A 24,331-nucleotide genomic window follows, 5' to 3' on the forward strand; every position below is an offset into this window, starting at 1 on the left:
AATCAACATCAAGTATTTGGCGGTAGGGCATTCCGTCAATAAAGCTCAGGCTACGCCCGATGCAATAGCAGGGGTCACTGAGAAGCCTACGCTGTATGCGTCAGTATCAGCGTAGGAGTATGTCACTGCTGACTTACTTCGGTTTGCACACCTAGAGATTGCCAGCCTAAAAGTGTTGAAAGCCTTTTTTTAGTGTCAAAGCTTCGTTTAGGTTGTGGCCTGTAGTGTCAACTAGTAAAACGTTGGGTTCCGTAGTAATCGTCCCTACGATCGCGGCTCCTGATCCTAACTGTTCCACTAAAGCTTGAGCGACTGTTGGTTCCAAACACAACACCAATTCAAAATCCTCCCCGCCATACAGCGCCCATTGTAATGCTCGTTCAGGATGCCAACGAGTTAGAGCAGGTGGAATGGGGATTTGGCTGCGCTCGACTCTGGCACCCACTTTACTCATACGGCAGATCTGCACGATCGCATCAGCGAGGCCGTCGCTGCTATCCATGCCAGCGATTCTAGAAGGAGGAAGGAGGAAGGAGGAGGGATGAAGCAAAGGCAGAAGGTCGAGCCGGGGGTTGGGGCGCTGGTGGGCTTGGATGAGGTAGGTGCGATCGCTCTCACTTAACTCATGACCCAGCTCAGGGTGGAGTAAGAGTTCTAAACCTGCTCTAGAGGCACCATGCCAACCTGTCGCCACGATCGCATCTCCCGGTTGAGCGGTAGATCGGCGGAGTACCTGATGGGGTGCCACTTGGCCGAAGGCAGTAATTGCTAAGGTCAGGATGGGCGATCGCGTCACATCTCCGCCTACAATTGGAGTGCTGAACTGCTGCAAGCAAGCGCTTAAGCCTTGGTAAATCTGCTCAATCCAGACAACGGGCGTATCTCCAGGGATGCTCAAGCCCACTGTAATTCCCAGTGGAGTGGCTCCCATCGCGGCTAAATCTGAGAGGTTTGCTGCGGCAGCTCGCCAACCGACATCTTCCGGAGAAGTTGTATAGATATTGGGCGTTGCTAAGCCAACACTAAAATGCACCCCGTCTACCAATACATCCGTTGTAATCACCAGATCGAGTTGTGGTTGAGTCTGGAGAACAGCGGCATCATCGCCCACAATTTCTTCAGGGCAAAAGCGCTGTAGACGTTGTAGTAGGGCTTGTTCTCCTAAATCTTGGACTTTCAACCTGAGTAAATCGTCAGTCACAGGTCGTGGTCTAGCACTGAGTTTGTTTTGGTAATGGAATTGTCATGCAACGCCTAGAAAATCAGCGTGCTACATCACTGGGACGTAGTTTGGGAAAGCGGTAGAAGGTGTCACCGTCAGCGTCTACTTCTGGGGTAGCGGTTAATAGTTGCGCTTGGCGTTCTAAAAATTGCTGAGCTAATCCCGGATCTACTTGGGCTGCTGCAACTAATTGAATCAGTGAAATATAGCCGTTTTCTGCCTCTAACTGTTTATAGAAAGCATTTCTCAGCCGTTGCTGCTGTTGATCGCGCTGCATCGAGTTGACCAGCAGCAGCACGACGAAAATCCCCAGAGCGATCGCAAACACCAACTCAATGAGAATCATAAATCCAGTTCCTAGAGGCCACTCAAGAAAAAGGGCAGAAAAGTCGTTTCAGTAAACTTCCCTACCCACAGGATAACGATTGTGAAGTTAAGCAGCTTTTGGCTGAATTAGATTCTCTGCGCCCTTGACGACCTTGGCCGAGATAATTTTGTCGTCCGCTTTGAGTTCGTCTAGGACATCTTTACCTTCAGTAACGTAGCCAAAAATGGCATAACGACCATCCAACAAATTCAAGCCAGCGGGTGTAAGTTCTGGCTCAAACAAAAAGAAGAAGAATTGCGACGAACCACCGTTCGGATCTTCTCCTGGGCGAGCTAAGGCCAGCGCCCCAAAAGCTGAAAAAGGCAGGACTGGCAGATCCTTGTAGCGACCTGCATCTTCTAAGGTAATGCCATAGGTGGGGGCATCATCGCCTTGAACCAAGACTTCGAGGGGAACTGCACGGTACTTTCCCGTTGCGGGGTCAATAAAACCTTCTTCGGGTCCGGGTGGATCACCGATTTGCAGCACATAAGAATTTTCAGCGCGGGTAAATTCTAAGCCGTTGTAGAAATTGCGCTGGATCAAATCAATGAAGTTCCCAGCAGTCACGGGAGCACTGTAGCCATCTACAACCACCGTTAAGGGCCCTTTGCTCGTCTCCACAGCTACTGTGGCTCGGCCTTTCAACTGCGGCAGGTTGCTGTACTCGGCGGGTACTTCAAAGGGAAATTCTTGCACCATCGCTTCTTCCAACTCGCTCACATGGTCGAGTAGTTCAGCTTGTTTTTGACGAATTTGCTCCTTGTCTTTGGCCTCAGCCGCCGCTTGCAGGCCAGCAACCTCTTGCTGCATCTCCGCGATTAGAGCCTCGGCTTGCTGCTGCTGGTCGGGAGGAATACTGGCTAATAGAGCGGCTTGGTTTTTCTGCAAAATAGAAGCTGCTTTGCTTGCATCCCTAGAAATAGCTCCCCAGCGGCGATTAGCGCGAAGTTGGGTGGTAATGTCTTCAAGGCTGGTTTGAACCTTTCTAATATCTTTGTTATCGATGGGCAGGGCATAGCGCAACAACACCTTGCCATCTGTGATTGCGTTCCCAGCAGGCAATCGGCTTACGCGATCGGCAGCCCATGCGACTGGACTAAAGCTTACAGACAGTGTCATCATCAAGAACGCTAAGAGACCTAACTTTAGCCAGCTCTGGCGTGAAGTGAGCCGCGAACGACTTAAATGAAGCATAAATTCATCCCCGTGTGCCTTGGACTGGTTCCGGTTGTGATTGATTGAAAAGTTATGGAAATTCCATTTTTAATCTTGCCACAGTGTTTCCCTCTAGAGAGCCTTAGAGAGATCTAGAGAGCCTGGGATAGATTCCAGCAAGATAACATTTGGAAATCGAGTGTCTCTGAGTCAGGATTGCGAGGAGTCGTGGTTTTGAGAGGTTAACTTGTTTAGGGAACTTCTCCAAAGAGGGGTACTGAGAAGTACCCGCTCAGCGGTACAATAGGGTGCCAATTGTTCTGCCCAGACACAAGATTCATGATCTCCAGTAACGAATTTCGACCCGGCGTCACAATCGAATTGGATGGCAACGTGTGGCGAGTTGTGGAATTTCTCCATGTCAAACCTGGTAAAGGATCTGCCTTCGTTCGTACCAAACTGAAGAACGCTCAAAATGGCAGCGTGGTAGAAAGAACCTTCCGGGCTGGGGAGGTTGTGCCGCAGGCTAATTTGGAAAAGAGCACCATGCAACATACCTATAAAGACGGCGAAGATTTCGTCTTTATGGATATGGAAACTTATGAAGAAGGCCGCTTAAGCGCTTCCCAGATTGGCGATCGCGTGAAGTACCTCAAAGAAGGGATGGAAGTCAACGTTGTTCGCTGGGGTGCCCAAGTTCTGGAAGTAGAACTGCCTAACTCTGTGGTTCTAGAAGTGACTCAAACTGATCCTGGGGTTAAAGGTGATACCGCTACAGGTGGCACTAAGCCCGCGACCGTAGAAACAGGTGCTCAAGTTATGGTACCTCTCTTTATTACGATTGGAGAGCGCATCAAGGTTGATACTCGCAGCGATACCTACCTAGGTCGTGAAAAAGACTAAAGCTGGGATCAGTGCGGGTCAGTACTTTGTTGGCAGTGTGCTAAATTGCACTGTTGACAATGTGTATTCAGTAAAGACGAGCTGATTTAGAACGGCTCATTGGATTGGGGTCATAAACACTGTGCAATTGAATTTTGAAGAACTCCGCAACCTACTAGTCACTCTGGGCCAGACTGATATTGGCGAGTTGACAATTAAAAGTGCTGACTTTGAACTGACTGTCCGTAAGGGGGTTCAAGTTAGTGGTCAAGGGACGGCCATCGAGTCCACGTTTGCTAGTAGTGGTGGTGTTCCTAGTGTTGAATTGGCCCCACCTGTTACTGCTGCAAGTACCACATCTCCATCTACACTAGAGTCTCGTGCGGCATCGGCTACGCCAGGACCTGCTGCGCCTGCTACGGCTAGCTCTGCGGTGCCCTCTGTTGATAAGACCAAGTGGTTAGATGTCACTTCACCGATGGTTGGTACGTTCTACCGCTCTCCTGCGCCGGATGAACCTCCCTTTGTGGATATGGGCGATCGCATTCGTAATGGCCAAACTGTCTGCATTATCGAAGCCATGAAGCTGATGAACGAGCTAGAAGCAGAAGTGAGCGGCGAGGTGATGGAAATTTTGGTTCAGAATGGCGAGCCAGTGGAGTACGGACAGGTATTAATGCGAGTTAATCCTGGCTAAGATGCTCAAGAGTTTGTAGAAGCTGGATATTTTTGACCTCATTTTCTACACAAACTAGTACTTTTGTGAAGTTTTATTTCTAAAGTCTAAGGATGTAGCTTAGAGATTTTTAACTCACAATTTAATCCATTTACAGGTGTTCACTGGCACCTGTTTTTTTGTTTGAAAAAGCTGAGTTGTCTTCGTAGACGCCTAACATTTGTTATTTCTGACTTCAGAAGTGTTGCTTGCGGGCGATGAAAGTTTTGCGATTTTAGCCGATAAGCAAGCTAGAAGAATTTGATTATTTTTTCAATGGCTTATCACCAATATCAAGCTTTTTTAGATGCGATTAATCATTGCGCTTTGGAATGTCAGGCTTCTGCGGAAATGCAGCCAGCTGATTTAACAGAATGTGCGAGTCTTTGCCAAGACTGTGCTGACCTTTGTTGGATCTGTGCCGCCACGTTGATGAATCATGGTCCCCGTTTTGTGGTTCTGATTGCTCAAGCCTGCGCTGATTTGGCTGATGTCTGCGCTAGAGAGTGCGAAAAGTACCCAGACGAACGTCTGCAAAAATGTGCGATCGCTTGTGAAAATGTGATTTCAGAGTACCGTCAAATTGCTGCTTTCCTCTTTTTACAGGAGAAGAGTAAGCCTCTACCAGGACATCAAAGTTCTAGCCTCCGGTTTGCTACAGCTTTGGGAAGCTAGCGATCGCTTTAACGCTTTTTCCCTATTTCTGCTGCTTCTACGGTCCCACTGAGCTATCCAAGAAGCTACTGATTCCTGCGCGCTTTCTTTTCCGACTCACTCCTTGACTCTCCAGTTATGAGGAGACTTTAAAGTAAGGGTAGCTCAATGAATCGATGGCTATGCCAGATGTGGTTCGAGCTAGGTTAAAGATGACCTGTTTTAGTTTGTAGTTGATTGGGTGGTTTGTTTTTATGTCTATTCAGTTCAAAGTTCCTAGCATGGCTTGTAGTGCTTGTGTCGATACCATTACTCAAGCGGTCAAACAGGTTGATGCCTCAGCCACGATCGCCGCTGATCCCAAGACAAAAGTGGTGCAGGTGGACACTCAAGCTTCGGAAGTAGCTGTGAAACAGGCGATCGAGGCTGCGGGATATCCTGTTGGCTAGCGCATCCAGGTGAAAGCGAAACCCGCAAAAAATAGGTGAAACCAGGTGAGCAAATCAACAGGATTGCGGAAGCATAATCGAGCGTGGCAGGACAAGTTGCAGGTCAACAGTTGGCTCTTGATCCCCGTCTTGCTAGTTGGGGGTGGGGTGGCAGTAGGTTGTACTCAGCAACAGCCAGATCCCAGTACCCAGCAGACAGATACGAAGCCCATGAGTCAGCAAACGGCTCAGGCATCTACTGGAGATGAGTTCTTTAAAGTAGAAACTCCAGGCTCACCTTTGCCACCTCGACCCGCTAATGCTGAGTTACCCGGGACCACCTTACCGAAACTGGGCCAAGACCACGTTCCAGAAACTGAGAAAGTTAAGTACAACTCAAATCCCCCCACTTCTGGTCCTCACTATGCCATCTGGGCGCAGTGGGGCATCCATGCCAAAGCGCCCCTAGACGAAAGACTGGTGCATAACTTAGAGCATGGTGGCGTTGTTATTAGCTATAAACCTGACCAGGTCCAAGGCCAGGTGCTAGAGCAAATCAAAGCTCAGGTACGAGAACTCAGCAAGAATAATCCTCGGATTATTTTGACACCCCGCCAAAATATGGATACACCGATCGCGCTGACTGCTTGGGGCTATTTGCAAAAGCTCGATCGCTACGATCCCACAACCGTCGCAGCTTTCTATAATGCCCATGTGGCTCGTGGGCCAGAGTGCCAGAACGGCTTATGTCCTAATTAGCAATCTGGCTAAATCAGAACCGAAGCGTGCTGTTTGCTGTGGACTTACTGCATGCCAGGGGGTGTCCAATTGCTGGAGCCTTCCAGGTGGCCCCAATAGGCCATGTAACCTGTAAAGGCCCAAATTGTGGCTGCGATCGCGAGTACTGCAACTCCAGCTAAGCGAAATGCGCGGTTGGTCTGCCAATACAGAGCAGGAGCGGCAAAAACCCCACCCAAGCCAGTCAGAATAAAACCCAAGCCAGAAATGAGCGGGCGGCGAGTCATTTCTAAGTCGATGACGCGGATACCAATGACGATCGCGGTGACTCCTGCAAAGAAGGCGTAAATCGCCACCGTCAGCAGATCCCAGCCCAGCGCCAGAGCCAGAGATGCTCCCACAAACAAAATCCCAAATAGAACCGTTGTCTCACCAAAGGCAATATTGTAGCTGCCTCGAATTGGCCAATGCCAAATCATATGGAATCCGGTAGAGAGGGCGATCGCGCCCACCATGCCGAATCCAGGAACCCAACGTTTGGGGTTGGGGCCATCTAAGCCTTCGTAAACAAAACAAGCTAGTAAAACCAGTCCTGCCACCAAGTTAATTAGCATCAACGTGATGTAGTTAATCAAGATGTGATGCCTCCTGTAGAGATGGGTTAGAGATGCGTCGATTGTAAGCAATCCCCATGCAGCGGCCAAGTATCAGGCAGCTATTCGCTCCAGGTTTGCAACTGCAAATAAACCAACACCAAGGTCGCTCCTAGCAGAACCGTAGCAGCGGCGGCGGCATAGCCAAAATCAAATTGAGCAAACGCTTGCTCATAGATGTAGTAGACCAATAAGTTAGTGGAGTTAAGCGGGCCACCTTCCGTGATCACATACACCTGCTCAAAACTCCGTAGCGTGAAGATGACTGTAGTAACAGCGGCAAAAACTAGTGTAGGTCGCAATCCCGGTAGCGTAATATGCCAAAACTGCTGCCAAGCATCAGCCCCATCCAGTTCTGCCGCTTCGTAGCGATTCACCGGAATGGTCTGCAATCCCGCCAAAAACACTACCATATTAAAGCCCAGTTGCTTCCAGATACTCAGCAAAATCAGCACAGGCATCGCCCAAGTTGTACTGCCCAACCATGCAATCGGCTCTAGCCCGATCGCGCCTAGCAAAGTATTGATCGGGCCTTCTGTTTGAAACAGCCACCGGAAGCCCAGCCCCACCGCCACCAGCGAAGTAATGGAAGGAATGAAATAAGCAGCCCGGAACAGTCCTTGTAAGGCAAAGGCTCGATTTAGCAGCACTGCCAACCCCAAAGAGATTGCTAGGCTAGGAGCGACGGTCGCCACCGTGAAATAGAGGGTATTCCCTAGCACTTGCCAAAAATCTGGGTTGAGGAATAAGCGCCAATAGTTGCTGAAACCAACCCAATGAGTGCCCGTGCGAGTAAAGCTGCCCGCTGTAAAGCTGAGATAGATTAAATAAACAATTGGCCCTAGCACAAAAATGCTGAGGAGCAATAACGCAGGCGCTAAAAACAACCAAGCGGCGATCGCACTTTCCTGATTTCCTTCAGGTATGGGAGGGCGGTCACGATGAGATTGGCGACGAAATGACCACAGAGACATAGCAAGTTTCTACTAACGAGCGTGGGATGAAGGGCTCTGCTGTTACAATTCTGAGACTAGCGCTCAGTCAGCGACTACGCTAGGGCAATTTTTGAGCGATCCTTCCTGATTTCATGACTTCTCACTCTGCGGTGCCTGCTTCCAGCCTGGATTCTACCCCTAGCCTCGTTTCACCGATTCTCGTTGCTTCTACATCCACTACCCCTGCGGCGACTCCTTTAAAGCTAGGTGTGATGGCTTCTGGTTCGGGTAGCAACTTTGAGGCGATCGCTCAAGCTATTGCAGATGGGCAGCTCAATGCCACCATTCAAGTTTTGATCTGTAATAATCCCAACGCCAAGGCGTTAGAGCGGGCAGAGCGTTGGGGCACTCCCTCTGTTTTGTTAGATCACCGCACCTTTTCGTCTCGCGAAGATCTCGATCGCCGCATTGCTGATACTCTGAAGCAGCATGGTGTGGAATGGGTGATTATGGCGGGTTGGATGCGGCGGGTGACGCAAGTGCTAATTGACGCATTCCCCGACCAAATGCTGAACATTCATCCCAGCTTATTGCCCAGTTTTCCTGGCATTCGTGCGGTCGAACAAGCGTTACAGGCAGGGGTGAAGATCTCTGGCTGCACTGTGCATTATGTGCATTTAGAAGTGGATAGTGGCCCGATCGTGATGCAGGCAGCGGTGCCCATCTTAGCCGAAGATACTCCGGAGATGCTGCAAGCTCGGATTCAAGTGCAAGAACATCGAATTTTTCCTCCGGCGATCGCTCTAGCCGCAGCCCAGAAAGCAGGTGTCGTGCCTACCACGTTTTTCTCTGTTACTACTTAAACGGCTTAAATAGCTGCCACTTCCGTTATGAATGCTTCAAGCCTCGCTGCTTCCATCTGGTTTGAACAGGTGCCCAAAGTTGAGTTGCATTTGCACCTAGAAGGAGCAATCCCCTACGAAACCCTGTGGCAACTTATGCAGAAGTATGGCGGCGATCCAGAAGTACCGAACCTGGAAGCCTTAAAGCAGCGGTTTCAATATCATGACTTTCCCCATTTCATTGCGACTTGGATCTGGAAAAACCAGTTTTTGCGCGAGTACGAAGACTTCACTTTAATCGCTGCGGCTGTAGCTGAAGATTTGGCTCGTCAAAATATTCAATACGTCGAAGCTTTTTTCTCACCCAGTGACTTTGCTAGGCATGGCTTAAAAACGCAAGAGATCACTGCGGCTATTCGGCAAGGCTTGGCGCAAGTTCCAGAAATTGAGGTGGCATTGGTTGCCGATTGTGTACGTGACTTTGGCCCTGAATCTGCTGCGATTACCTTGGCCGAAATTAACGAGGTCAAAGAACTAGGTGTGGTTGGTATTGGCATTGGTGGCTCAGAGCATCAGTTTCCCCCAGAACTGTTTGAGTCAGTTTACGCAGAAGCGCGGCGGTTGGGTTTTCGCACTAGTGCCCATGCAGGAGAAGCAGCAGGCCCAGAGAGTATTTGGGGAGCCATTCACAGCCTGAAATGCGATCGCATCGGTCATGGCACTCGCGCCGAGGAAGATCCTGCCTTATTAGATTACTTAGCCGAACATCGCATCCCTTTAGAAATGTGCCCTTGGTCGAATGTCTGCACTGGGGTTGTGCCTGCTATAGAACAGCATCCGATTCGACGCTATTGGGAGCGCGGTTTAGTAGTAACCGTCAATACCGATGACCCTAAAATGTTTGGTAATTCCTTAGCAACTGAGTATCAACTGCTGCAAGAGAAATTGGGCTGCGATCGCAACTTCATTCGCGCCTTGATTCTTCAGGGTATTCAGTCCAGTTGGCTCTCAGAAGACCGCAAACAACAGTTAATCACAAGGTTTCGTGACGATCCAGGTTGGTTAGCAGAAACACCTTGAGCCAGCAACAAATTCTGATCCCCTCGTGGGCCTTTCGTGAGCACTATGCCTTTAGCAGCCCTCCCTGTATAACTTCATCTCCCTATAGAGTTCATTTCAGACTTGGGAGAGATGCTTTATACCCTCTGAGTCGGAGATTCTGAGCGTGAGGGTTATTAGTCTTGCAGAAATATAGCGCTGGGATGCAGGCAAGCTCAGATTTGCGTGGATCTTAGCCTTAACGAGGGAAAATCATGTTTCACACTATAGGAATTGCACGGGAATTATTCCAGGGGCAATTCTGGATTGCACAAGTGCCCGTGGGTGGAGGAGTTACCACTGCCGAAGAAGCTGCACTTGTCTTTTCAGGCCCCCAATTTTTTGTAGCTTTGATCGCAGGGTTAGTTCTAGCTTTTGCCATTCAATTAGTTTTAACCAATCTTTCTGTCGCCGCCGGAATTTCTTATTTAGGGCACCAATCTGACGACCACTCCAGCCACTCTAGCCATAAAGACTCAGGTAGCCTGGGTGGTACGATCCGCAAAGTTGGCACTGCTTTAGGGCTGTGGACGCTGGTGACGGTCACCATTGCTCTGTTCATTGCTTGCTTACTCGCTGTTAAGCTGAGCTTGATCGAAAGCGCTGTCTTAGGCGCGATTGTGGGCTTGGTGATTTGGGGTGCTTACTTCACCCTGCTGGTGTGGGTCAGTTCTACCACTGTGGGTTCTCTAATCGGTTCAGTGGTGAACACCGCTACTTCAGGGTTTCAAGCAGTTCTCGGTACTGCAACTGCCGCGATCGCGGGTAAATCTGCCAGCGACCAAGTGGTAGCAACCGCAGAAGCCGCAGCCGCAGCCGTGCGCCGGGAATTTACCGTAGGTATGGACCCAGTTAGTATTCGTGAAAGCATCGAAGACTATCTCGATCGCTTGAAGCCAACTGAGTTGGACATTTCGCGGATTCGGGGTGAGTTCGAAAATTTGGTGAATACCCCAGAGTTAAAGTCTTTAGCTCAGAGTGCAGGGGGGGTAGGAGAATCTCTACGCGATCGCCTCAGCCACATCGATCGGCAAACCTTTGTCAATTTAGTCAGCAGCCGTACTGATCTCTCCAAGCGCGACATCAGCCGGATCGTCGATCAGTTGGAAGGTGTGTGGCAGCAAGTCCTGAGCCAACAAGGGCAGCAAGACCTGATGGGGCAATTACGTGACTATTTGTCTTCAGCTCGGCCAGAAAACTTGCGCTCCAATGAACTAGGCAGCAAACTAGACCAACTGATTGCTGAAGTTCGCCGTTCCAACCAAGGTGGAAGTCAACAACAGCAAACGCCTGGCTTGATCGAGCGAGCCACTCAGTTAGGCATGACCGCTCTTACAGGTACGGTATTGGGCCGCACTGACCTTTCCGATTTAGATGTGGAAAAGGTAATGGGTCAGTTGCAAGGTTTCAAAGATAAGTTGGGAGAGCAAGCCAACAAAGTGGGTAGCCAAGTTGCTGATAAAGCTCCCGCTCTACCCTTTAACCCTATCCGGGCCGATATCGAAAACTACGTGCTCAATTCTTATGCTTGGCATCTGAACCGAGAAACGATTAAGTACGAATTCCGCAACGTCCTCCACGATCCAGAAGCCGACCCCAATGCGGTGAAGCAGCAACTAGATCAATTGAACCGCAGCTACTTTGTGGATTTGCTTACACAGCGCGGTGATCTCTCCCCCGCTAGAGTTGGAGGCATTGCCGATCAACTGGAAGGGATTCGCCAAGAAATTCTTGCTACGGTCACGCTGGCAGCCGATCAGGAAGAATCACAAGATCTCCGCAGCCGAGTTGAGAATTATCTACGCTCCACGGACAAAGCTGAACTCAGCCCTGAAGGCATTGAGCGAGACTTCCAGACCTTACTCGAAGATCCGGAAGCGGGTTATGAGGAACTGGGCGATCGCCTGAACCATTTTGATCACGATACCTTAGTGCAGTTACTTGCTCAGCGCCAAGACCTAAGCCAAGAAGAAGCCGATCGCATTGTCAGCCAACTGGAAAGCACCCGCGATCGCGTTTTGGGTTCAGCGCAGTCTGTTCAAGACCAAGCCCAATCGAAAGCGACTGAGTTGCGCCAACGCCTAGAGTCTTACCTGCAAAACACGGGCCGTTCTGAACTGAATCCCGAAGGCATCAAGCGCGATCTGCAAACCTTGCTCGATGATCCCCAAGCTGGCTTTAGAGCCTTACGTTGGCGCTTTTCGGCAGTCGATCGTGATACCTTTGTCAAACTGTTGGCTCAGCGCCCCGATATTAGCGAGGAAGAAGCCAGCCAAATCTTTGATCAAGTCGAAAGCAACTGGTACAGCATGACTCATGTACCCCAGATTGTTGTAGGCAAGACCAAAGAGCAGTACGACAAAACCACCACCGCGATCGCCGACTACTTGCGGAGTACCAACTTGCAAGAACTCGATCCAGTCGGTATCCAGCGCGACTTGCAAACGCTGCTGAACGACCCTAAAGAAGGAACTTTGGCGCTGAGAAGACGCTTGTCTCAAGTGGATCGCGAAACGCTGGTGCGGTTGCTTAGCCAGCGTCAAGATATGACCGAAGATCAAGCTAACCGGATTGTGGATCAGATGCAAGAGGCGATCCGGAGCATAGTTAGAGCCCCGCGTCGCTTGGCAGCACGAACCCAGGAGCAAGTCCGGGATTTTCAAGCCAATCTGCAAAACTATCTACGCAACACCGATAAAGAAGAACTGAATCCAGACGGCATTAAACGCGACTTGCAGTTGCTACTCCGTGACCCCCGGGCTGGTTTAGGTAACTTGGGCGATCGCCTCTCCCATGTGGATCGCTCGACCATTGTGGCTCTGTTATCTCAACGCTCTGACATGACAGAAGCAGAAGCCAGCCGCATCGTGGATCAAGTTCTTTCCGTCCGGGAGCAAGTGCAAGTGCAAATCCAGAACGTTCAGAACCAGATTCAGTCGGTGATCGACGGTATTTTTGCTCGTATCCGCAACTACTTGAACTCGTTGGATCGCCCAGAGCTAAACTACGAAGGCATCAAGCGCGATTTACGCACCGTGTTTGATGATCCGCAAGCTGGATTTGACGCCTTACGATCTCGCCTAGGCCAGTTCGATCGCGGTACCTTGGTGGCGCTGCTCAGTTCCCGCGAAGACATCTCGGAAGCAGATGCCAACCGCATCGTTGACCAAATTGAAGGAGCCAGAAATAGCGTCCTTCAGCGGGCTGAGCGCATCCAACACGAAGCTCAACGTCGTCTAGAAGACATGAAGCGACAGGCGCAGCATCAAGCTGAAGAAACTCGGAAAGCGGCTGCTAGTGCTGCTTGGTGGTTATTTGGTACCGCTGCTGTCTCAGCCTTGGCCTCTGCTGTTGCTGGTGCGCTTGCCGTCGGTTAACTCATCAACTTTCTCTCTTTCACTCCAGACTATGCCTCTCCTAAGCTAGGAGGGGCTTTTTTTGTAAGAAGGAGGAGGGATGAAGCAGGCGATAGGAGCGAGAAGCCAGAAGCTAGGAGCCAAGAGCCAGGAGTCAAAACAATTTTCACGGAACGGTACAAAGTACAGTTTCATCCCATGCTGGGGAACGCTAAAGACATACATCTGTCTTTTTTTACCCCTTCTCTCTCCTCCTGCCATCGAAATCCCCCATTTGTATGGTGCGGAACTAGGGAAGAATTCGGGAATCTATAGAAGCGGAAGTGAAGCTAAACTTTTATGTTCTGTCTGCTCAGTTCCCGCCTGATCAAATAATGATGTTGAATTTAACCAGCGCCACTGATAACAGTTTGAGCACCGATAGCGTTGAATTTTTTGTTCGCAACGCGCTCTCGTCTGGGCTCCTCTCCCCCGCCGCTGAAACTCAAATTCATTATTTGATACAGCAGGGTGGCCTGAGCGATCGCGATTGGTCTTTGTTAGCCATTTTGCGCGATGCGATCGCAGATGGTTGCATTCATCGAGAAAGCGCTAGCGGTTTAGCCGGACTCAGATTTTAGGGGCAGTAATTGATCTTTACCGTCTTACCGTTTAGCTTTTCGCTGTTGTAGTAGTCGTTAAATTCAGCTAGAGGAGCTATGTTTTCTCTCACTGTGCCACTTCCAGACACAGCCAGAAATTAAATTAGTTACAACATGAGCCGCTAAGGGCACAAACAAATTTCCTGTAATCAAGGCACTGAGTCCTAATACCACACCAATGGTCAAGGCCCACACCATATAGGGCCAATGCTTAAAACTACTCAGATGAAGTGCCCCAAAACATAAGCTGGAGATAGCCACCCCCGTCAGGTTAAATCCTAAAGCGGGTAGCATCACGCCACGAAACAGCAATTCTTCGCTTAACCCAGGCAACAGGCCTAACCAAACTAAATCGGGCCAGGTCAGAGGTTTAAGGACGAGTTCTAGATAAAGATTTGCGCTTTGTCGATAAGCCGGCCAGAAGCGATAAATGATGGCACTGGTGGCAGAAATGCCTAAACCAAGCCCCACCCCTAGCAAGAGCGAGTTTCCCATCCAATTGAGCGGTAGAAGTGGGATTGCCCCAACTCTCTGCCAAATCTTGGCAATCATCAGCAAAAATAGAGCTGTGACACCCATTGCAATTAGCACTTGGACGCGGGTTAGAGTTTCGGTTTCGGGAGTCTGGGGGAGCTGGTTTGCCACAAAACTGAGGGAACGCTAAGTTACAACTCAACTGCTATGCGAACAGAGCCTAGAGATAGCCCGTACGTTACAGCTTAACTAAAACCTAAATTAAGCCAACACTTGTTTCAGGCTAAATTTCAGGTCGAAAGGTGACGGATGCGTGCGATGTGGGGCTGGAGAGCAGTAGGGCTAATTCCTGCTCGATGCGTTACCAACACACCAAGCGCTTCTAGATAAGAGTTGACTGAGATGGCTTTGATGCCCAATTGAGAGGGCGGCACTCGCATTTTAGTTTGATTTTCTCGCACCGTAATGATTTGGGCCTGAGACTGGCTGAAACTTAACACAGCACTGCCCCCACAAGCTGTTTCAGGAATGACGATTGCATCCACGCGATCGCACCACAACTCGCTGCTGTTACTAATACGGTTCTGAGGCTGGGTAATAAATTGGGGAGCGCGGCTCAGCCCTGCTAACACACAGGGCAGGAAAGTATATCCCAATTCTTCAGCAGCAGAGCGAGGCGAGAGCTCTGGATCAATAGGAAGTGGTGCTAGGGCAGGGGCGTGGGCGCAAGGAATTTGGAAGGTTCGGACGACCAAGTGGCTGATCACCGCTTCTGCGCCTGCTAAGGGATCAACCCCCTGCCCATGACGGTACTCTTGTAACGCTTTGCTACCTGTATCGTCCGGGAATCGAGCGACTACTGCGATCGCTTCGGCCTGGGCCTGTGTAATTAGTTGTTCAACCGCCCGTAGCAAACTATCGGGGTTTTGAATCGTACCCCAAGTTGCGCCAGAATCCGCAGTGCGTAACTCCACACCTAGCGGGGCATCGGTGACGACATAATCAGTAAGGTTCAAACCCAAGGTGGCGCGAGTCGCATCTGCGGCCTGTAGCTGTCGCACTCGTAGCTCTAGTTCTATGCCTTGATCGAGCACCAACCCCACTCGGTTTTGATGCACCGATCGCAAGCCCCATTGGCCTGCTGCAAACTGATCTAGCCCGTACCCCTCGACATAGAGTGCATTGGGTAAGGGCCAGTAGAGTTGTGCCCCATTAAGGACGTTGGGGTGGGTGATTAGGCAATCTGCAACTTGCGCGATCGCTCGTGCTACAGGCAAAGCATCTCCTGCATAGCCACCGATCGCCGCCCCAATCCCAGTCGGAACAATTAATAGAACAGTGTAGGGTCGCTGAATCAAACCGTGGCTATAGGATCAGACGTGACGGCATCAGAGGTTACGATCGCATCAACATAGGCTTTTTGTTGCTCCACGTTGACATCGGTAACTGCCCAACGCAAGGGTTCACCCCGCTTTTGCAGTTCTGCCTCAATTGCTTGGTGCATCGCTACTGGGCACTCTTGTAGATCAATTTCAGCTGTAATAAAGTGAGTCGTCATAGTTGCTGATTCCAATGCTGTATTAGTTTATGCCACATTGCTGCTGCGTACGGATAACTTTGGAGAAGTTAGCAACTGGCTGCTTCTGAGCGAAGCCTTTTTATTTCGGAATAAGGCACTATTTGCGCTCTTGAAATTGTCCAAATTGCAAATGGTATACAACGTCTTCTTTTTCAGTTTCAATCTTGAGGTCAGAGCGAGGATAAGCCACACATAAAAGTGCATAGCCTTGTTGCTGTAACTCTTGACTAATCCCCATGCCGTCACCCTGCTCCACTTTACCTTCTGTAATCTGTGCTGCACAAGTAGTGCAGACTCCAGCGTTACAAGAACTGGGTAGTTCTACCCCCGCTTCTGTCGCTACCTCTAAGACAGTGCGATCGGCTGGCACTTCTAAGACATGGGTGTTGCCCTGATGCTGAATTTGAACTTTGTAGATTTGGGACATAAAACGATAATGAAGGGTGACAACCCCAAGACAACAACAGCTTTTCTTTGCTCTTTTTTATTGTTTCACGAGATGCGCCACGCAGGAGCATGCGCTGAATCAACAAAAAATGCGCCTGAAATCAATCAGACGCAGGCTTGATTTTTATCTCAAGTAAGTTCTTTGGCGTTTAGCCTAGGGCTTCAGCACCACCTACCACTTCTAGAATTTCTTGAGTGATGGCGGCCTGACGCGCTTTGTTATAGGACAAAGTCAAGCCACTAATCAGCTCACTGGCGTTCTCACTGGCGTTGTTCATGGCGGTCATTCGAGCTGCCAGTTCACTCGCAGCCGATTCTTGCAAGGCTCGCAGTAACTGATTGTTTAGGTAGAGAGGCAAGAGGGCATCTAGAATTTGCACTGGATCTTGCTCGAAGATCATGTCGCGAGGTAGCACTCTGGCTTCAGAACTAACCTTGGAGCGTTCGACTTGGAACTGCCCACCGCGAGTGGTTAGCCGGAAGATTTCGTCATCAGGTGTTTCTAATCCCTGAGGATCGAGAGGCAACAGCGTCTGAATCACAGGCCGAGAGCTGATCAAGGACACAAAGCGGGTGTAAACCAGCTCGATGCGATCGACACTTTCTGACAAAAATAGTGACAGGATTTCGTCTGCAATTTCGGAGGCTTCTTGAGCCGTCGGCACTTGCTCTAAACCTGTATAGTTAGCACTGATCGGTTGATCCCGACGCTGAAAGTACTGGAAGGATTTGCGGCCCACCATGATGAACTTGTAATCCAAGCCTTCTGCTTTCAGCTCTTTGGCCCGATTTTCAGCCCGCCGGATGACGTTGGAGTTATAGGCACCGCAGAGGCCGCGATCGCCAGAAATCACTAGCAGACCAACAGTACGAACTTCCCGCTTCCTCAGCAAAGGCAGGTCTACATCCTCAAACCGCAAGCGGGTTTGGAGTCCATAGAGTACCTGTGCTAGACGATCAGCAAAAGGGCGGGTTGCAATCACTTGCTCTTGAGCCCGACGCACTTTGGCCGCAGCCACAAGGCGCATTGCTTCAGTAATTTTTTTGGTATTCTTGACCGACTGGATGCGATCGCGAATGATTTTGAGATTTGCCATAGTTGTTTCCCTCTAGTAGCGACCAGCGATTAGCTATTAACAATTGGACTTGAAGACTCAGCGTTAACAGCTAACCGCTAATGGCTCATCTCCTACGCAGTAGCCATGAACGCTTGCTTCGATTCAGCGATCGCTTCCTTGAGGATCTGCTCCGCTTCAGCGTTTAGAGTCTTTTGGTTGCGGATGATTTCAGCATACTGAGGCTTGCTGGTTCTCAGGTAATCCCGCAGGCTCTTGACGTAGCTGGTCACTTTATCAACAGGTACATCATCTAGATGACCATTAATCCCTGCATAGATTAGAGCTACTTGCTCATTCACAGGAATAGGTGAGTTTTGGGGCTGCTTCAACAGTTCGCGCAGACGCTGGCCTCTAGCCAACTGGTCTTGAGTTGCTTTATCTAAGTCTGACGCAAACTGAGAAAACGCTTCCAAGTCAGCAAACTGAGCCAGTTCCAGCTTCACCTTACCCGCGACTTGCTTCATAGCCTTGATTTGGGCCGCAGAACCCACACGGGATACTGAAATACCCGCGTTTACCGCTGGACGCAAGCCTGCGTTAAACAAGTCAGAAGACAAGAAGATCTGACCATCTGTAATCGAAATTACGTTGGTAGGAATGTACGCAGAAACGTCACCTGCTTGAGTTTCAATAATAGGCAGCGCCGTCATGCTGCCTTCACCCAACTCAGGGCTTAGCTTAGCCGCACGCTCTAGCAAGCGGGAGTGTAAATAGAATACATCTCCGGGGTAAGCTTCCCGTCCGGGTGGGCGACGTAGCAGCAGGGACATTTGGCGATACGCTTGAGCATGCTTGGATAGGTCATCATAGACCAGCAAGGTTGCTTTGCCCTTGTACATAAAGTACTCAGCCAAGGTTGCTCCGGTATAAGGAGCCAACCACTGGAGGGTAGCAGGGTCGTTCGCGTTTGCAGCAACCACGATGGTGTAGTCTAGAGCGCCACGCTCACGCAACACGTTCACTACGTTGGCAACGGTAGAAGCTTTTTGACCGATCGCAACGTAAACGCAGATTACGTCTTCGCCTTTTTGGTTCAGGATGGTGTCAAGGGCAACCGCAGTCTTACCCGTTTGGCGGTCACCAATGATCAATTCTCGCTGGCCCCGACCGATGGGAATCATCGCATCGATCGCGGTAATCCCAGTTTGCATGGGCTCATACACAGATTTCCGTTCAATGATGCCTGGTGCGGGAGACTCTAGCAAACGAGTTTCGCTAGTTTGGATATCCCCTTTGCCATCGAGGGGGCGAGCCAGAGCATCAACTACCCGACCGATCATGGCTTCACCCACTGGGATCTGAGCAATTTTGCCAGTGGAAGTAACAGAACTACCTTCTTGAATGTCGCGACCGTTACTCATCAGTACGGCACCGACGTTGTCTTCTTCTAAGTTAAACGCGATGCCGACACTTCCGTCTTGGAACTCTAGCAACTCGCTTGCCATCACCTGTTCTAGACCGTAGATCCGGGCGATACCGTCTCCTACTTGCAGTACCGTACCAACGTTAGAGACTTTGACTTCTTGGTCGTACTGCTCAATCTGCTGCCGAATAATATTGCTAATTTCGTCAGGTCTGATGCTTACCATGGAATTGCTCTTTTACTAAGGATGAGGGATGAAGGATAAGTGGTCGTTTGAGCCTAAGCGGCACTACTCAAACGCAGAGAGATACGTCTTAGTTGACCTCGGATACTTGCATCAACAACTTGTGAACCCACCTTGATGATGACGCCACCAATGAGGTCTGGATCAATTTTGGTTGCAAGATCTACTTGGCGAGCGTTGGTCATTGCTGTCACTTTCTCTCGGACAGCCCGCTGCTGCTCTTCATTGAGTTCTACAGTAGAAATCACTTCAGCCAGAACGGTTTGGTTTTGCTTGCGCAACAACGCCTGGTACTGCTTACAAATGCCCTCAATGAATAGAATGCGGCCTCGATCCACCAATAGGCTCAAGAAGTTGCGGGTGTAGGGATGCAATTGCTCGCCAGTAACCTGCTGTAGCACTGACTTTTTTACGTCAGCTTTGGTTAGAGGATTCGCTAGAAAATTACGCAAATCTTCTGAGCTGTTCAGTAGATCTAGTAAAGCGCTAACATCCTCACCCACGCGATCCACAATGTTGTTGGATTGGGCAACTGACATTAGAGCCTGAGCATAGGGCTCAACGATTTGACCCACTACAATGCTGTCTCTCATGAGTTGCCTCCTAACAGCGTAATGCTGCGATCAATCAACTGTTGTTGGGCACCGTCGTTCAAGTAGTTACCAATCTGAGATTCAACCCGCTGCACCGCTAGAGCTGCAACACGTTGACGCAGTTCTGCGATCGCCCGTTCTTGCTCAGTATTAGTTTCTTGAGCGGCAGTTGCCTTCATCCGCTCCACGTCTTTTGCTGCCTGAGCCAGAATTTCTTCCTTAGCAGTTTGAGCATTGGTTCCCGCATCAGCCCGAATGCGTTCTGCTTCAGCTTGCGCTTGAGCTAGTTTTTGCTGTTGTCCTGCTAGAGCGGCGGCAGCCTCGCGCTGACGTTTCTCCGCATCATGAATCGCTGTTTCAATTGCCGAGCGACGCTCTGTCAGGATACCGCCCAAGAAATTTCGCCCGAAATAGAACAGCACAAAAATAATGATGGCGAGGTTGATTAGGTTGGTTTCTAAAATATCAAAATTTAAACCAAACCTACCTTCCTCAGCGGCTTCTGCCAACTCGGAGGCAGCTGCACTACCTGCCGTTGCTAGTAATAAAAAAGTCCCCATGATACTCATCCATAACTGCGCTGCTCATGCCAAAGCCTGGTCGCTAACCAGAGCTACAAACCACGACTGAAGCTGCCGCGATTCTCCCATTCCATCTCCCAACGCTTGAGCTAGATCTACTTAACCAACTGAGGGCCGAGTAGTTTTTCTAAAATCTGGCGGCTGAGAGCATCAACCTGCTGCTCCAACGATTGCATCGCTACTTGCTTTTGCTGATCTAGCTCTTTCTGAGCTTGTTCTCGTTGAGCTTGGGCTTCTTGTTGTGCTGCTGCGATCTTCTGAGCTGCAATTTTCTGAGCATCGGCTTGAGCCTCAGCAATAATCGCTTGAGCCTTCCGGCGAGCTTCCCCTAGCTCTTGCTCATACTGCTTGGCGAGGTGCTCCGCTTTAGCCAAGCGTTCTTTGGCTTCCGCTTGGTTGGTGCGAATGTACTCGTTCCGACTATCGATCGCGTTACTCAGAGGCTTGTAAAAAATCGCGTTTAAGACGGCTGCTAGAACCAGAAACTGCAACGCCATCAATGGCAGCGTGGCATCGAGATCGAATAACCCGCCCTGTTTAGTAGTTTCCGCAGCTAGTAAAATTGTCCAATGCATCATAATTAGGTGTTTCCCGTTGCCAAGCAGGGTCAAGCTTGAATTGGGCTAGAACTAGAAAACAGTCGGGTGTAGAGATGCGATCGCTGACCACATCTCTACGGAGTCAGTAACCAAAAGCCTTAAGCAAAGGGGTTGGCGAACAATAGAACTAGAGCAACTACCAGACCGTAGATGGTGAGCGCTTCCATGAACGCCAAGCTGAGCAGGAGAGTACCGCGAATCTTGCCTTCTGCTTCGGGCTGACGAGCAATCCCTTCTACTGCCTGACCTGCAGCATTACCTTGACCGATACCAGGGCCAATTGCAGCTAGACCAACAGCTAGAGCAGCAGCCAAAACAGAAGCAGCAGAAACTAATGGATCCATGATGAGTGTCCTTATCTTGAATGCAGAAATAACAGGTGTACGTTAACTAGCAGATACGTGATTTTCACGCTGCCCTAAATCACCGATCGCAACTACTTAAACCAAGCAATTTCTGCGATAGTACCGGGCTATAGATAGGCGTAGCTAGGCTACGTCTCAACTGAGGGATTTAAGCGTGTCCCCCATGCTCTTCACCACCATGCCCATGCTCTTCCACAGCTTCACCAATGTAAGCGGCGGCTAGGGTTGCAAAGATCAACGCCTGAATCGCACTGGTAAACAAACCCAGCACCATCACTGGCAACGGCACGAACAGAGGAACTAAGAGTACGAGAACTCCTACAACTAGTTCATCAGCCAGAATGTTGCCAAAGAGACGGAAGCTTAGGGAGAGCGGCCTGGTGAAATCTTCCAAAATCTTGAAAGGCAACATGATGGGTACTGGCTCAACATAGTGAGCAAAGTAACCCAAGCCCTTCTTGCTTAGCCCTGCGTAGAAATACGCCAAGGAGGTCAGCAAGGCAAATGCCACTGTGGTGTTGATGTCAGCAGTCGGTGCGCCTAGCTCACCCTCTGATAGCTTAATCAGTTTCCAAGGAACAAGTGCACCCGACCAGTTTGACAGGAAGATAAAGAGAAATAATGTGCCAACAAACGGCACCCAGCGGCGATATTCTTTCTCGCCAATCTGAGTCTTAGCAATGTCGCGAATATATTCCAAAGCGTATTCCATCAGGTTTTGCAGCCCTGACGGCACTCTTTGGACATTACGGCTAGCTGCCAAGGAAACCAGAACGAGAAGTCCAATCACAAACCAGGAGGTAATAAATACCTGCCCGTGCAACTTGAGGTTGCCGAGGTGCCAGTAAAGATGTCGTCCTACTTCCAACTCAGCTAGGCGGAAGGAGTTAAAGGCATCAAAATACAGCATGTCCATTCAGGAGGTTCCCCAGAGATTAGAGTGGAGAATTCTAAGAATCGCCCAACCTACTTGGGGTCAGGGATGAATGTAATTCGCAACACGTAAACGAGGAGCGCCACTTTATAGGTCAGAAATCCCAAAAAAATTGGGATAATTTGCAGTTGATTTAGCTGAGTTGCTATTACAATCAACCCAATAAAAAGAGCGAGCCGGGTGTTGCCCACACGCTTCTTGCTATTGCCAAGCTGCTCAACGTTTTTAGCCAACATTCTTAAGTAAACCACACCTGTGCACGCCCCAATCAAATAGTTGGAGGCAATGTTCAGAGAATAAAAAAAACAGACAAAACCGAAGATAACAGCCGTTGCAATCAGTGTTATGACTAGCAGTTCTTGCTGTAGCCGATAGTACTCCTGCATGGAGGCGTTAGGTTCTGTCGCTGGAGAATCGCTAGGTGGCAAATCTCCGCTTACAGGTGTTGGTTCCAGTGTTGGGTCTGACAAGGTCGCAAAACTCTGAAACGAGTCCAGATATTTGAAGTTGACTGGGATCAGCCAGGACAGATCATATCACGGGGTGGTAACAATACTTAATGCTAAAAATTGAACCCTAACATGAGGAATTCTAGATAATCTGTCCTGGCTAGCGCTCATTTGGGCCGAAATAGCCAAATGCCTAATGCTGCGCTGTCTGTTGTCCTGGAGTGAGCAAAATTAATTGCTGGTTGACTAGCGATCGCACTTGATCCACTTTTAATGGTAGCTCGGTCAAAATCTCTTGAACGGTGCGCTGTTGGGCCGTGTTGGCATCGCAAGCTTGAATAAATTCAAACTCTGCTGCCGATAAATTCGTAATTTGATAGTCGTAATTAAACAAGCATTGGCTGGGCCAGCCATCCATACAGGGACTACGTTCTGGAATTGCAGCTAATAGAGTGGCATCTTCTGACCAATCTGCTTTGGCGAGTGGCGGGCGTGCCAAGAAAAATTCGTAGTGGGTGACTGATTCAGGGTCGAGCAGTTCGATGAGGCGGTACTTTTCGCGATCGCTCAGTCCTTGAGCCCGTTCAACCAGTTCGGGTGCTTTGCTCAGTAGTCGCTCTAGCTGCCACTGCCGAGGATTTGAGAAACCGAGAAACTCCAAACCCGAAGCATCAATGAGCTCAAACAAAGTTTCAATGTTGTAGTCCACCTCTTGCGGATGCACGTACATATCTGCGAAGCACTCATCTTTCTGGTTTTCTAGCGACCAGCGTTCTTGTTCTCGCTTCCCCAGGCGATTGTTTTCGGGTAGGGCCGCAAAAATTTGCCGACCGACTTGGACTCCATCTTTGTAGTCACCCTGGCGATCGCCTTGTAGTAGCGCGATCGCTTTTTGCATCAATTGAATTTCCCAGCGCCCTAGCTCTGCGTAGACGAAAATATGCATTAAGCCGCCGGGAGCTAGCTTAGGAGCCAGCGCCTGAATGCCGCGAATCGGATCGGGCAGGTGGTGCAGCACGCCCACACAGTTAATCAGATCAAATTCTCCAGGGACTTGATCCACGTCATAAATGCTGAGGTGGTGAAACTCCACGCGATCGGCGCCGGAGCGCTGACACCGCTCCTTGGCAACTGCGAGCGTCCCAGCGCTGAGATCTATCCCAACCACTTGAGCTTCTGGATTCAAATGCACTAAATATTCGGTGCCCACGCCAGAGCCACAGCCTGCATCCAGAATCCGCACGTTCTGCTTTTGAGGTTTTTGCCCAGTGCAAAAGTTGTAGGCTGCCAACCAATTCCAACGCCAGTTGTAGCCCGGAGGTGGTTCATCCAGAAGCGGCTCTGGGGGAAATGGGTAAGTATCGTAGAGTTTGGCAACCGCAGCACTAACCGTTTGAGAATCTGACATGATGAGCAAAATCGCAGCAAGATTGAGTTTAGCGAATGTCTTGCCGTTGTTACAGGGGTGAGGAGTTAGGGGCAGCGGTGAGTAGTCAAAAGTCAAGAGCTAGAATTTCAGAAGTCAGAAGTTCAAAACCAAAAGCTAAAAAACAAAAAACAGTTTTTCTCCTGACTCTCGGCTTTTAATTTCTCTCTGCACCATGTAAAGAAACGTTAAGGCTACCACTCCCAATTGCTGAGATAGCTGATTCCGATTTAGTTGCGATCGCCTCTCATATTTCCAAAGTCATAAAATGGCTTCATACCTTACGGGGTCAGGCAAATTTGTAATGAGCAACCGAATCTAAAGTAACAAAACTTATCTTTTTTCTCAGGTGGTATCCCTATATCTCGTATGATCGCACCGTAAACCTACCAATGGGACTCTACACACTTTTTAATAAAACCCTGTGGAGCGTCCGAAACGTTTTAATCTAAAAACTGAGCTGGTTGACC

General features: G+C 49.6%; 27 protein-coding genes. 9 read left to right on the forward strand and 18 right to left on the reverse strand.

Annotated features, from left to right (window positions below; all coding sequences use genetic code 11):
- Positions 1-166: 166 nt before the first annotated feature.
- From KME12_20170 to KME12_20180, 3 genes are all read right to left on the reverse strand, one after another.
- The gene (locus KME12_20170; protein MBW4490102.1) at positions 167-1,180 is read right to left on the reverse strand and encodes a thiamine-phosphate kinase; all 1,014 of its coding nucleotides are present in this window, start codon (positions 1,178-1,180) and stop codon (positions 167-169) included.
- Positions 1,181-1,262: 82 nt separating this feature from the next.
- Complete coding sequence (locus KME12_20175) at positions 1,263-1,568, reverse strand: hypothetical protein (protein ID MBW4490103.1); 306 nt, start codon at positions 1,566-1,568, stop codon at positions 1,263-1,265.
- Between the two features lie 87 nt (positions 1,569-1,655).
- Positions 1,656-2,786 (reverse strand): peptidylprolyl isomerase, encoded by a 1,131-nt coding sequence (locus KME12_20180; GenBank protein ID MBW4490104.1) that lies wholly within the window; start codon positions 2,784-2,786, stop codon positions 1,656-1,658.
- A 300-nt stretch (positions 2,787-3,086) separates the two neighbouring features.
- Between KME12_20180 and efp the strand changes: the two genes are divergently transcribed.
- From efp to KME12_20205, 5 genes are all read left to right on the forward strand, one after another.
- Complete coding sequence (efp, locus tag KME12_20185; GenBank protein MBW4490105.1) at positions 3,087-3,650, forward strand: elongation factor P; 564 nt, start codon at positions 3,087-3,089, stop codon at positions 3,648-3,650.
- A gap of 121 nt (positions 3,651-3,771) precedes the next feature.
- Positions 3,772-4,326, forward strand: coding sequence for an acetyl-CoA carboxylase biotin carboxyl carrier protein (gene accB / locus KME12_20190; GenBank protein MBW4490106.1), 555 nt, complete (start codon positions 3,772-3,774; stop codon positions 4,324-4,326).
- A 294-nt stretch (positions 4,327-4,620) separates the two neighbouring features.
- On the forward strand, positions 4,621-5,019 hold the full coding sequence (locus KME12_20195; protein MBW4490107.1) for a four-helix bundle copper-binding protein: 399 nt from the start codon (positions 4,621-4,623) through the stop codon (positions 5,017-5,019).
- A 233-nt stretch (positions 5,020-5,252) separates the two neighbouring features.
- Complete coding sequence (locus KME12_20200; protein MBW4490108.1) at positions 5,253-5,447, forward strand: heavy-metal-associated domain-containing protein; 195 nt, start codon at positions 5,253-5,255, stop codon at positions 5,445-5,447.
- Positions 5,448-5,657: 210 nt separating this feature from the next.
- Positions 5,658-6,185, forward strand: coding sequence for a DUF3105 domain-containing protein (locus KME12_20205; GenBank protein ID MBW4490109.1), 528 nt, complete (start codon positions 5,658-5,660; stop codon positions 6,183-6,185).
- A 44-nt stretch (positions 6,186-6,229) separates the two neighbouring features.
- Here KME12_20205 and KME12_20210 read toward each other — a convergent pair whose 3' ends face one another.
- Positions 6,230-6,799 carry a DUF981 domain-containing protein gene (locus KME12_20210; GenBank protein ID MBW4490110.1) on the reverse strand — a complete coding sequence of 190 codons (570 nt, stop codon included), beginning with the start codon at positions 6,797-6,799 and terminating at the stop codon, positions 6,230-6,232.
- Positions 6,800-6,879: 80 nt separating this feature from the next.
- Entirely contained in the window at positions 6,880-7,791 is a 912-nt protein-coding gene (locus KME12_20215) for a sugar ABC transporter permease (GenBank protein ID MBW4490111.1), read from the reverse strand.
- A 113-nt stretch (positions 7,792-7,904) separates the two neighbouring features.
- On the opposite strand from KME12_20215, the gene KME12_20220 reads away from it, so the two are divergent.
- The 4 genes from KME12_20220 (at position 7,905) to KME12_20235 (ending at position 13,668) form a co-directional block, all read left to right on the forward strand.
- Positions 7,905-8,615 carry a phosphoribosylglycinamide formyltransferase gene (locus tag KME12_20220; protein ID MBW4490112.1) on the forward strand — a complete coding sequence of 237 codons (711 nt, stop codon included), beginning with the start codon at positions 7,905-7,907 and terminating at the stop codon, positions 8,613-8,615.
- 27 nt (positions 8,616-8,642) lie between these two features.
- Positions 8,643-9,674, forward strand: a complete 1,032-nt coding sequence (add, locus tag KME12_20225; GenBank protein ID MBW4490113.1) for an adenosine deaminase — start codon at positions 8,643-8,645, stop codon at positions 9,672-9,674.
- Positions 9,675-9,907: 233 nt separating this feature from the next.
- Positions 9,908-13,069, forward strand: a complete 3,162-nt coding sequence (locus tag KME12_20230) for an MFS transporter (GenBank protein MBW4490114.1) — start codon at positions 9,908-9,910, stop codon at positions 13,067-13,069.
- A gap of 353 nt (positions 13,070-13,422) precedes the next feature.
- Positions 13,423-13,668: a hypothetical protein gene (locus KME12_20235; GenBank protein MBW4490115.1), complete on the forward strand. Its 246-nt coding sequence runs from the start codon at positions 13,423-13,425 to the stop codon at positions 13,666-13,668.
- Positions 13,669-13,731: 63 nt separating this feature from the next.
- Here KME12_20235 and KME12_20240 read toward each other — a convergent pair whose 3' ends face one another.
- From KME12_20240 to KME12_20300, 13 genes are all read right to left on the reverse strand, one after another.
- A complete protein-coding gene (locus tag KME12_20240) occupies positions 13,732-14,268 on the reverse strand; it encodes a CPBP family intramembrane metalloprotease (protein ID MBW4490116.1) in 537 nt (178 codons plus the stop codon).
- A gap of 185 nt (positions 14,269-14,453) precedes the next feature.
- The gene (locus tag KME12_20245; protein MBW4490117.1) at positions 14,454-15,518 is read right to left on the reverse strand and encodes a DUF3326 domain-containing protein; all 1,065 of its coding nucleotides are present in this window, start codon (positions 15,516-15,518) and stop codon (positions 14,454-14,456) included.
- A complete protein-coding gene (locus tag KME12_20250) occupies positions 15,518-15,721 on the reverse strand; it encodes a hypothetical protein (GenBank protein MBW4490118.1) in 204 nt (67 codons plus the stop codon). Before KME12_20250 ends, KME12_20245 begins: the two co-directional genes overlap by 1 nt.
- 118 nt (positions 15,722-15,839) lie before the next feature.
- Complete coding sequence (locus KME12_20255; protein ID MBW4490119.1) at positions 15,840-16,169, reverse strand: 2Fe-2S iron-sulfur cluster binding domain-containing protein; 330 nt, start codon at positions 16,167-16,169, stop codon at positions 15,840-15,842.
- A gap of 169 nt (positions 16,170-16,338) precedes the next feature.
- Complete coding sequence (locus tag KME12_20260) at positions 16,339-17,286, reverse strand: F0F1 ATP synthase subunit gamma (protein MBW4490120.1); 948 nt, start codon at positions 17,284-17,286, stop codon at positions 16,339-16,341.
- Positions 17,287-17,378: 92 nt separating this feature from the next.
- Positions 17,379-18,896: a F0F1 ATP synthase subunit alpha gene (gene atpA / locus KME12_20265; protein ID MBW4490121.1), complete on the reverse strand. Its 1,518-nt coding sequence runs from the start codon at positions 18,894-18,896 to the stop codon at positions 17,379-17,381.
- A 53-nt stretch (positions 18,897-18,949) separates the two neighbouring features.
- Positions 18,950-19,507, reverse strand: a complete 558-nt coding sequence (locus KME12_20270) for a F0F1 ATP synthase subunit delta (GenBank protein MBW4490122.1) — start codon at positions 19,505-19,507, stop codon at positions 18,950-18,952.
- On the reverse strand, positions 19,504-20,076 hold the full coding sequence (locus tag KME12_20275) for a F0F1 ATP synthase subunit B (protein MBW4490123.1): 573 nt from the start codon (positions 20,074-20,076) through the stop codon (positions 19,504-19,506). The genes KME12_20270 and KME12_20275 overlap by 4 nt, the downstream gene beginning before the upstream one ends.
- A 107-nt stretch (positions 20,077-20,183) precedes the next feature.
- Positions 20,184-20,666, reverse strand: a complete 483-nt coding sequence (locus tag KME12_20280) for a F0F1 ATP synthase subunit B' (GenBank protein ID MBW4490124.1) — start codon at positions 20,664-20,666, stop codon at positions 20,184-20,186.
- A gap of 119 nt (positions 20,667-20,785) precedes the next feature.
- The gene (gene atpE, locus KME12_20285; GenBank protein ID MBW4490125.1) at positions 20,786-21,031 is read right to left on the reverse strand and encodes an ATP synthase F0 subunit C; all 246 of its coding nucleotides are present in this window, start codon (positions 21,029-21,031) and stop codon (positions 20,786-20,788) included.
- 169 nt (positions 21,032-21,200) lie between these two features.
- Entirely contained in the window at positions 21,201-21,962 is a 762-nt protein-coding gene (locus KME12_20290) for a F0F1 ATP synthase subunit A (protein MBW4490126.1), read from the reverse strand.
- Positions 21,963-22,018: 56 nt separating this feature from the next.
- Positions 22,019-22,372 (reverse strand): ATP synthase subunit I, encoded by a 354-nt coding sequence (locus KME12_20295; protein MBW4490127.1) that lies wholly within the window; start codon positions 22,370-22,372, stop codon positions 22,019-22,021.
- Positions 22,373-22,628: 256 nt separating this feature from the next.
- Positions 22,629-23,843 carry a class I SAM-dependent methyltransferase gene (locus tag KME12_20300; protein ID MBW4490128.1) on the reverse strand — a complete coding sequence of 405 codons (1,215 nt, stop codon included), beginning with the start codon at positions 23,841-23,843 and terminating at the stop codon, positions 22,629-22,631.
- Positions 23,844-24,331: the final 488 nt, after the last annotated feature.

Origin of the sequence: Trichocoleus desertorum ATA4-8-CV12, from assembly GCA_019358975.1 — a bacterium.
GTDB classification, from domain to species: Bacteria; Cyanobacteriota; Cyanobacteriia; order FACHB-46; family FACHB-46; genus Trichocoleus; species Trichocoleus desertorum_A.

What these genes read in the sequence shown, in the direction of transcription:
- atpA (MBW4490121.1), bottom strand. Translation starts at nt 18,896, where the DNA reads ATGGTAAGCATCAGACCTGACGAAATTAGCAATATTATTCGGCAGCAG.
- KME12_20175 (MBW4490103.1), bottom strand. Translation starts at nt 1,568, where the DNA reads ATGATTCTCATTGAGTTGGTGTTTGCGATCGCTCTGGGGATTTTCGTC.
- KME12_20180 (MBW4490104.1), bottom strand. Translation starts at nt 2,786, where the DNA reads ATGCTTCATTTAAGTCGTTCGCGGCTCACTTCACGCCAGAGCTGGCTA.
- KME12_20300 (MBW4490128.1), bottom strand. Translation starts at nt 23,843, where the DNA reads ATGTCAGATTCTCAAACGGTTAGTGCTGCGGTTGCCAAACTCTACGAT.
- KME12_20200 (MBW4490108.1), top strand. Translation starts at nt 5,253, where the DNA reads ATGTCTATTCAGTTCAAAGTTCCTAGCATGGCTTGTAGTGCTTGTGTC.
- atpE (MBW4490125.1), bottom strand. Translation starts at nt 21,031, where the DNA reads ATGGATCCATTAGTTTCTGCTGCTTCTGTTTTGGCTGCTGCTCTAGCT.
- KME12_20195 (MBW4490107.1), top strand. Translation starts at nt 4,621, where the DNA reads ATGGCTTATCACCAATATCAAGCTTTTTTAGATGCGATTAATCATTGC.
- KME12_20275 (MBW4490123.1), bottom strand. Translation starts at nt 20,076, where the DNA reads ATGAGTATCATGGGGACTTTTTTATTACTAGCAACGGCAGGTAGTGCA.
- KME12_20220 (MBW4490112.1), top strand. Translation starts at nt 7,905, where the DNA reads ATGACTTCTCACTCTGCGGTGCCTGCTTCCAGCCTGGATTCTACCCCT.
- KME12_20235 (MBW4490115.1), top strand. Translation starts at nt 13,423, where the DNA reads ATGATGTTGAATTTAACCAGCGCCACTGATAACAGTTTGAGCACCGAT.
- KME12_20260 (MBW4490120.1), bottom strand. Translation starts at nt 17,286, where the DNA reads ATGGCAAATCTCAAAATCATTCGCGATCGCATCCAGTCGGTCAAGAAT.
- KME12_20215 (MBW4490111.1), bottom strand. Translation starts at nt 7,791, where the DNA reads ATGTCTCTGTGGTCATTTCGTCGCCAATCTCATCGTGACCGCCCTCCC.
- KME12_20270 (MBW4490122.1), bottom strand. Translation starts at nt 19,507, where the DNA reads ATGAGAGACAGCATTGTAGTGGGTCAAATCGTTGAGCCCTATGCTCAG.
- efp (MBW4490105.1), top strand. Translation starts at nt 3,087, where the DNA reads ATGATCTCCAGTAACGAATTTCGACCCGGCGTCACAATCGAATTGGAT.
- KME12_20295 (MBW4490127.1), bottom strand. Translation starts at nt 22,372, where the DNA reads ATGCAGGAGTACTATCGGCTACAGCAAGAACTGCTAGTCATAACACTG.
- KME12_20230 (MBW4490114.1), top strand. Translation starts at nt 9,908, where the DNA reads ATGTTTCACACTATAGGAATTGCACGGGAATTATTCCAGGGGCAATTC.
- add (MBW4490113.1), top strand. Translation starts at nt 8,643, where the DNA reads ATGAATGCTTCAAGCCTCGCTGCTTCCATCTGGTTTGAACAGGTGCCC.
- KME12_20280 (MBW4490124.1), bottom strand. Translation starts at nt 20,666, where the DNA reads ATGATGCATTGGACAATTTTACTAGCTGCGGAAACTACTAAACAGGGC.
- KME12_20290 (MBW4490126.1), bottom strand. Translation starts at nt 21,962, where the DNA reads ATGCTGTATTTTGATGCCTTTAACTCCTTCCGCCTAGCTGAGTTGGAA.
- KME12_20240 (MBW4490116.1), bottom strand. Translation starts at nt 14,268, where the DNA reads ATGGGTGTCACAGCTCTATTTTTGCTGATGATTGCCAAGATTTGGCAG.
- KME12_20205 (MBW4490109.1), top strand. Translation starts at nt 5,658, where the DNA reads ATGAGTCAGCAAACGGCTCAGGCATCTACTGGAGATGAGTTCTTTAAA.
- KME12_20250 (MBW4490118.1), bottom strand. Translation starts at nt 15,721, where the DNA reads ATGACGACTCACTTTATTACAGCTGAAATTGATCTACAAGAGTGCCCA.
- KME12_20255 (MBW4490119.1), bottom strand. Translation starts at nt 16,169, where the DNA reads ATGTCCCAAATCTACAAAGTTCAAATTCAGCATCAGGGCAACACCCAT.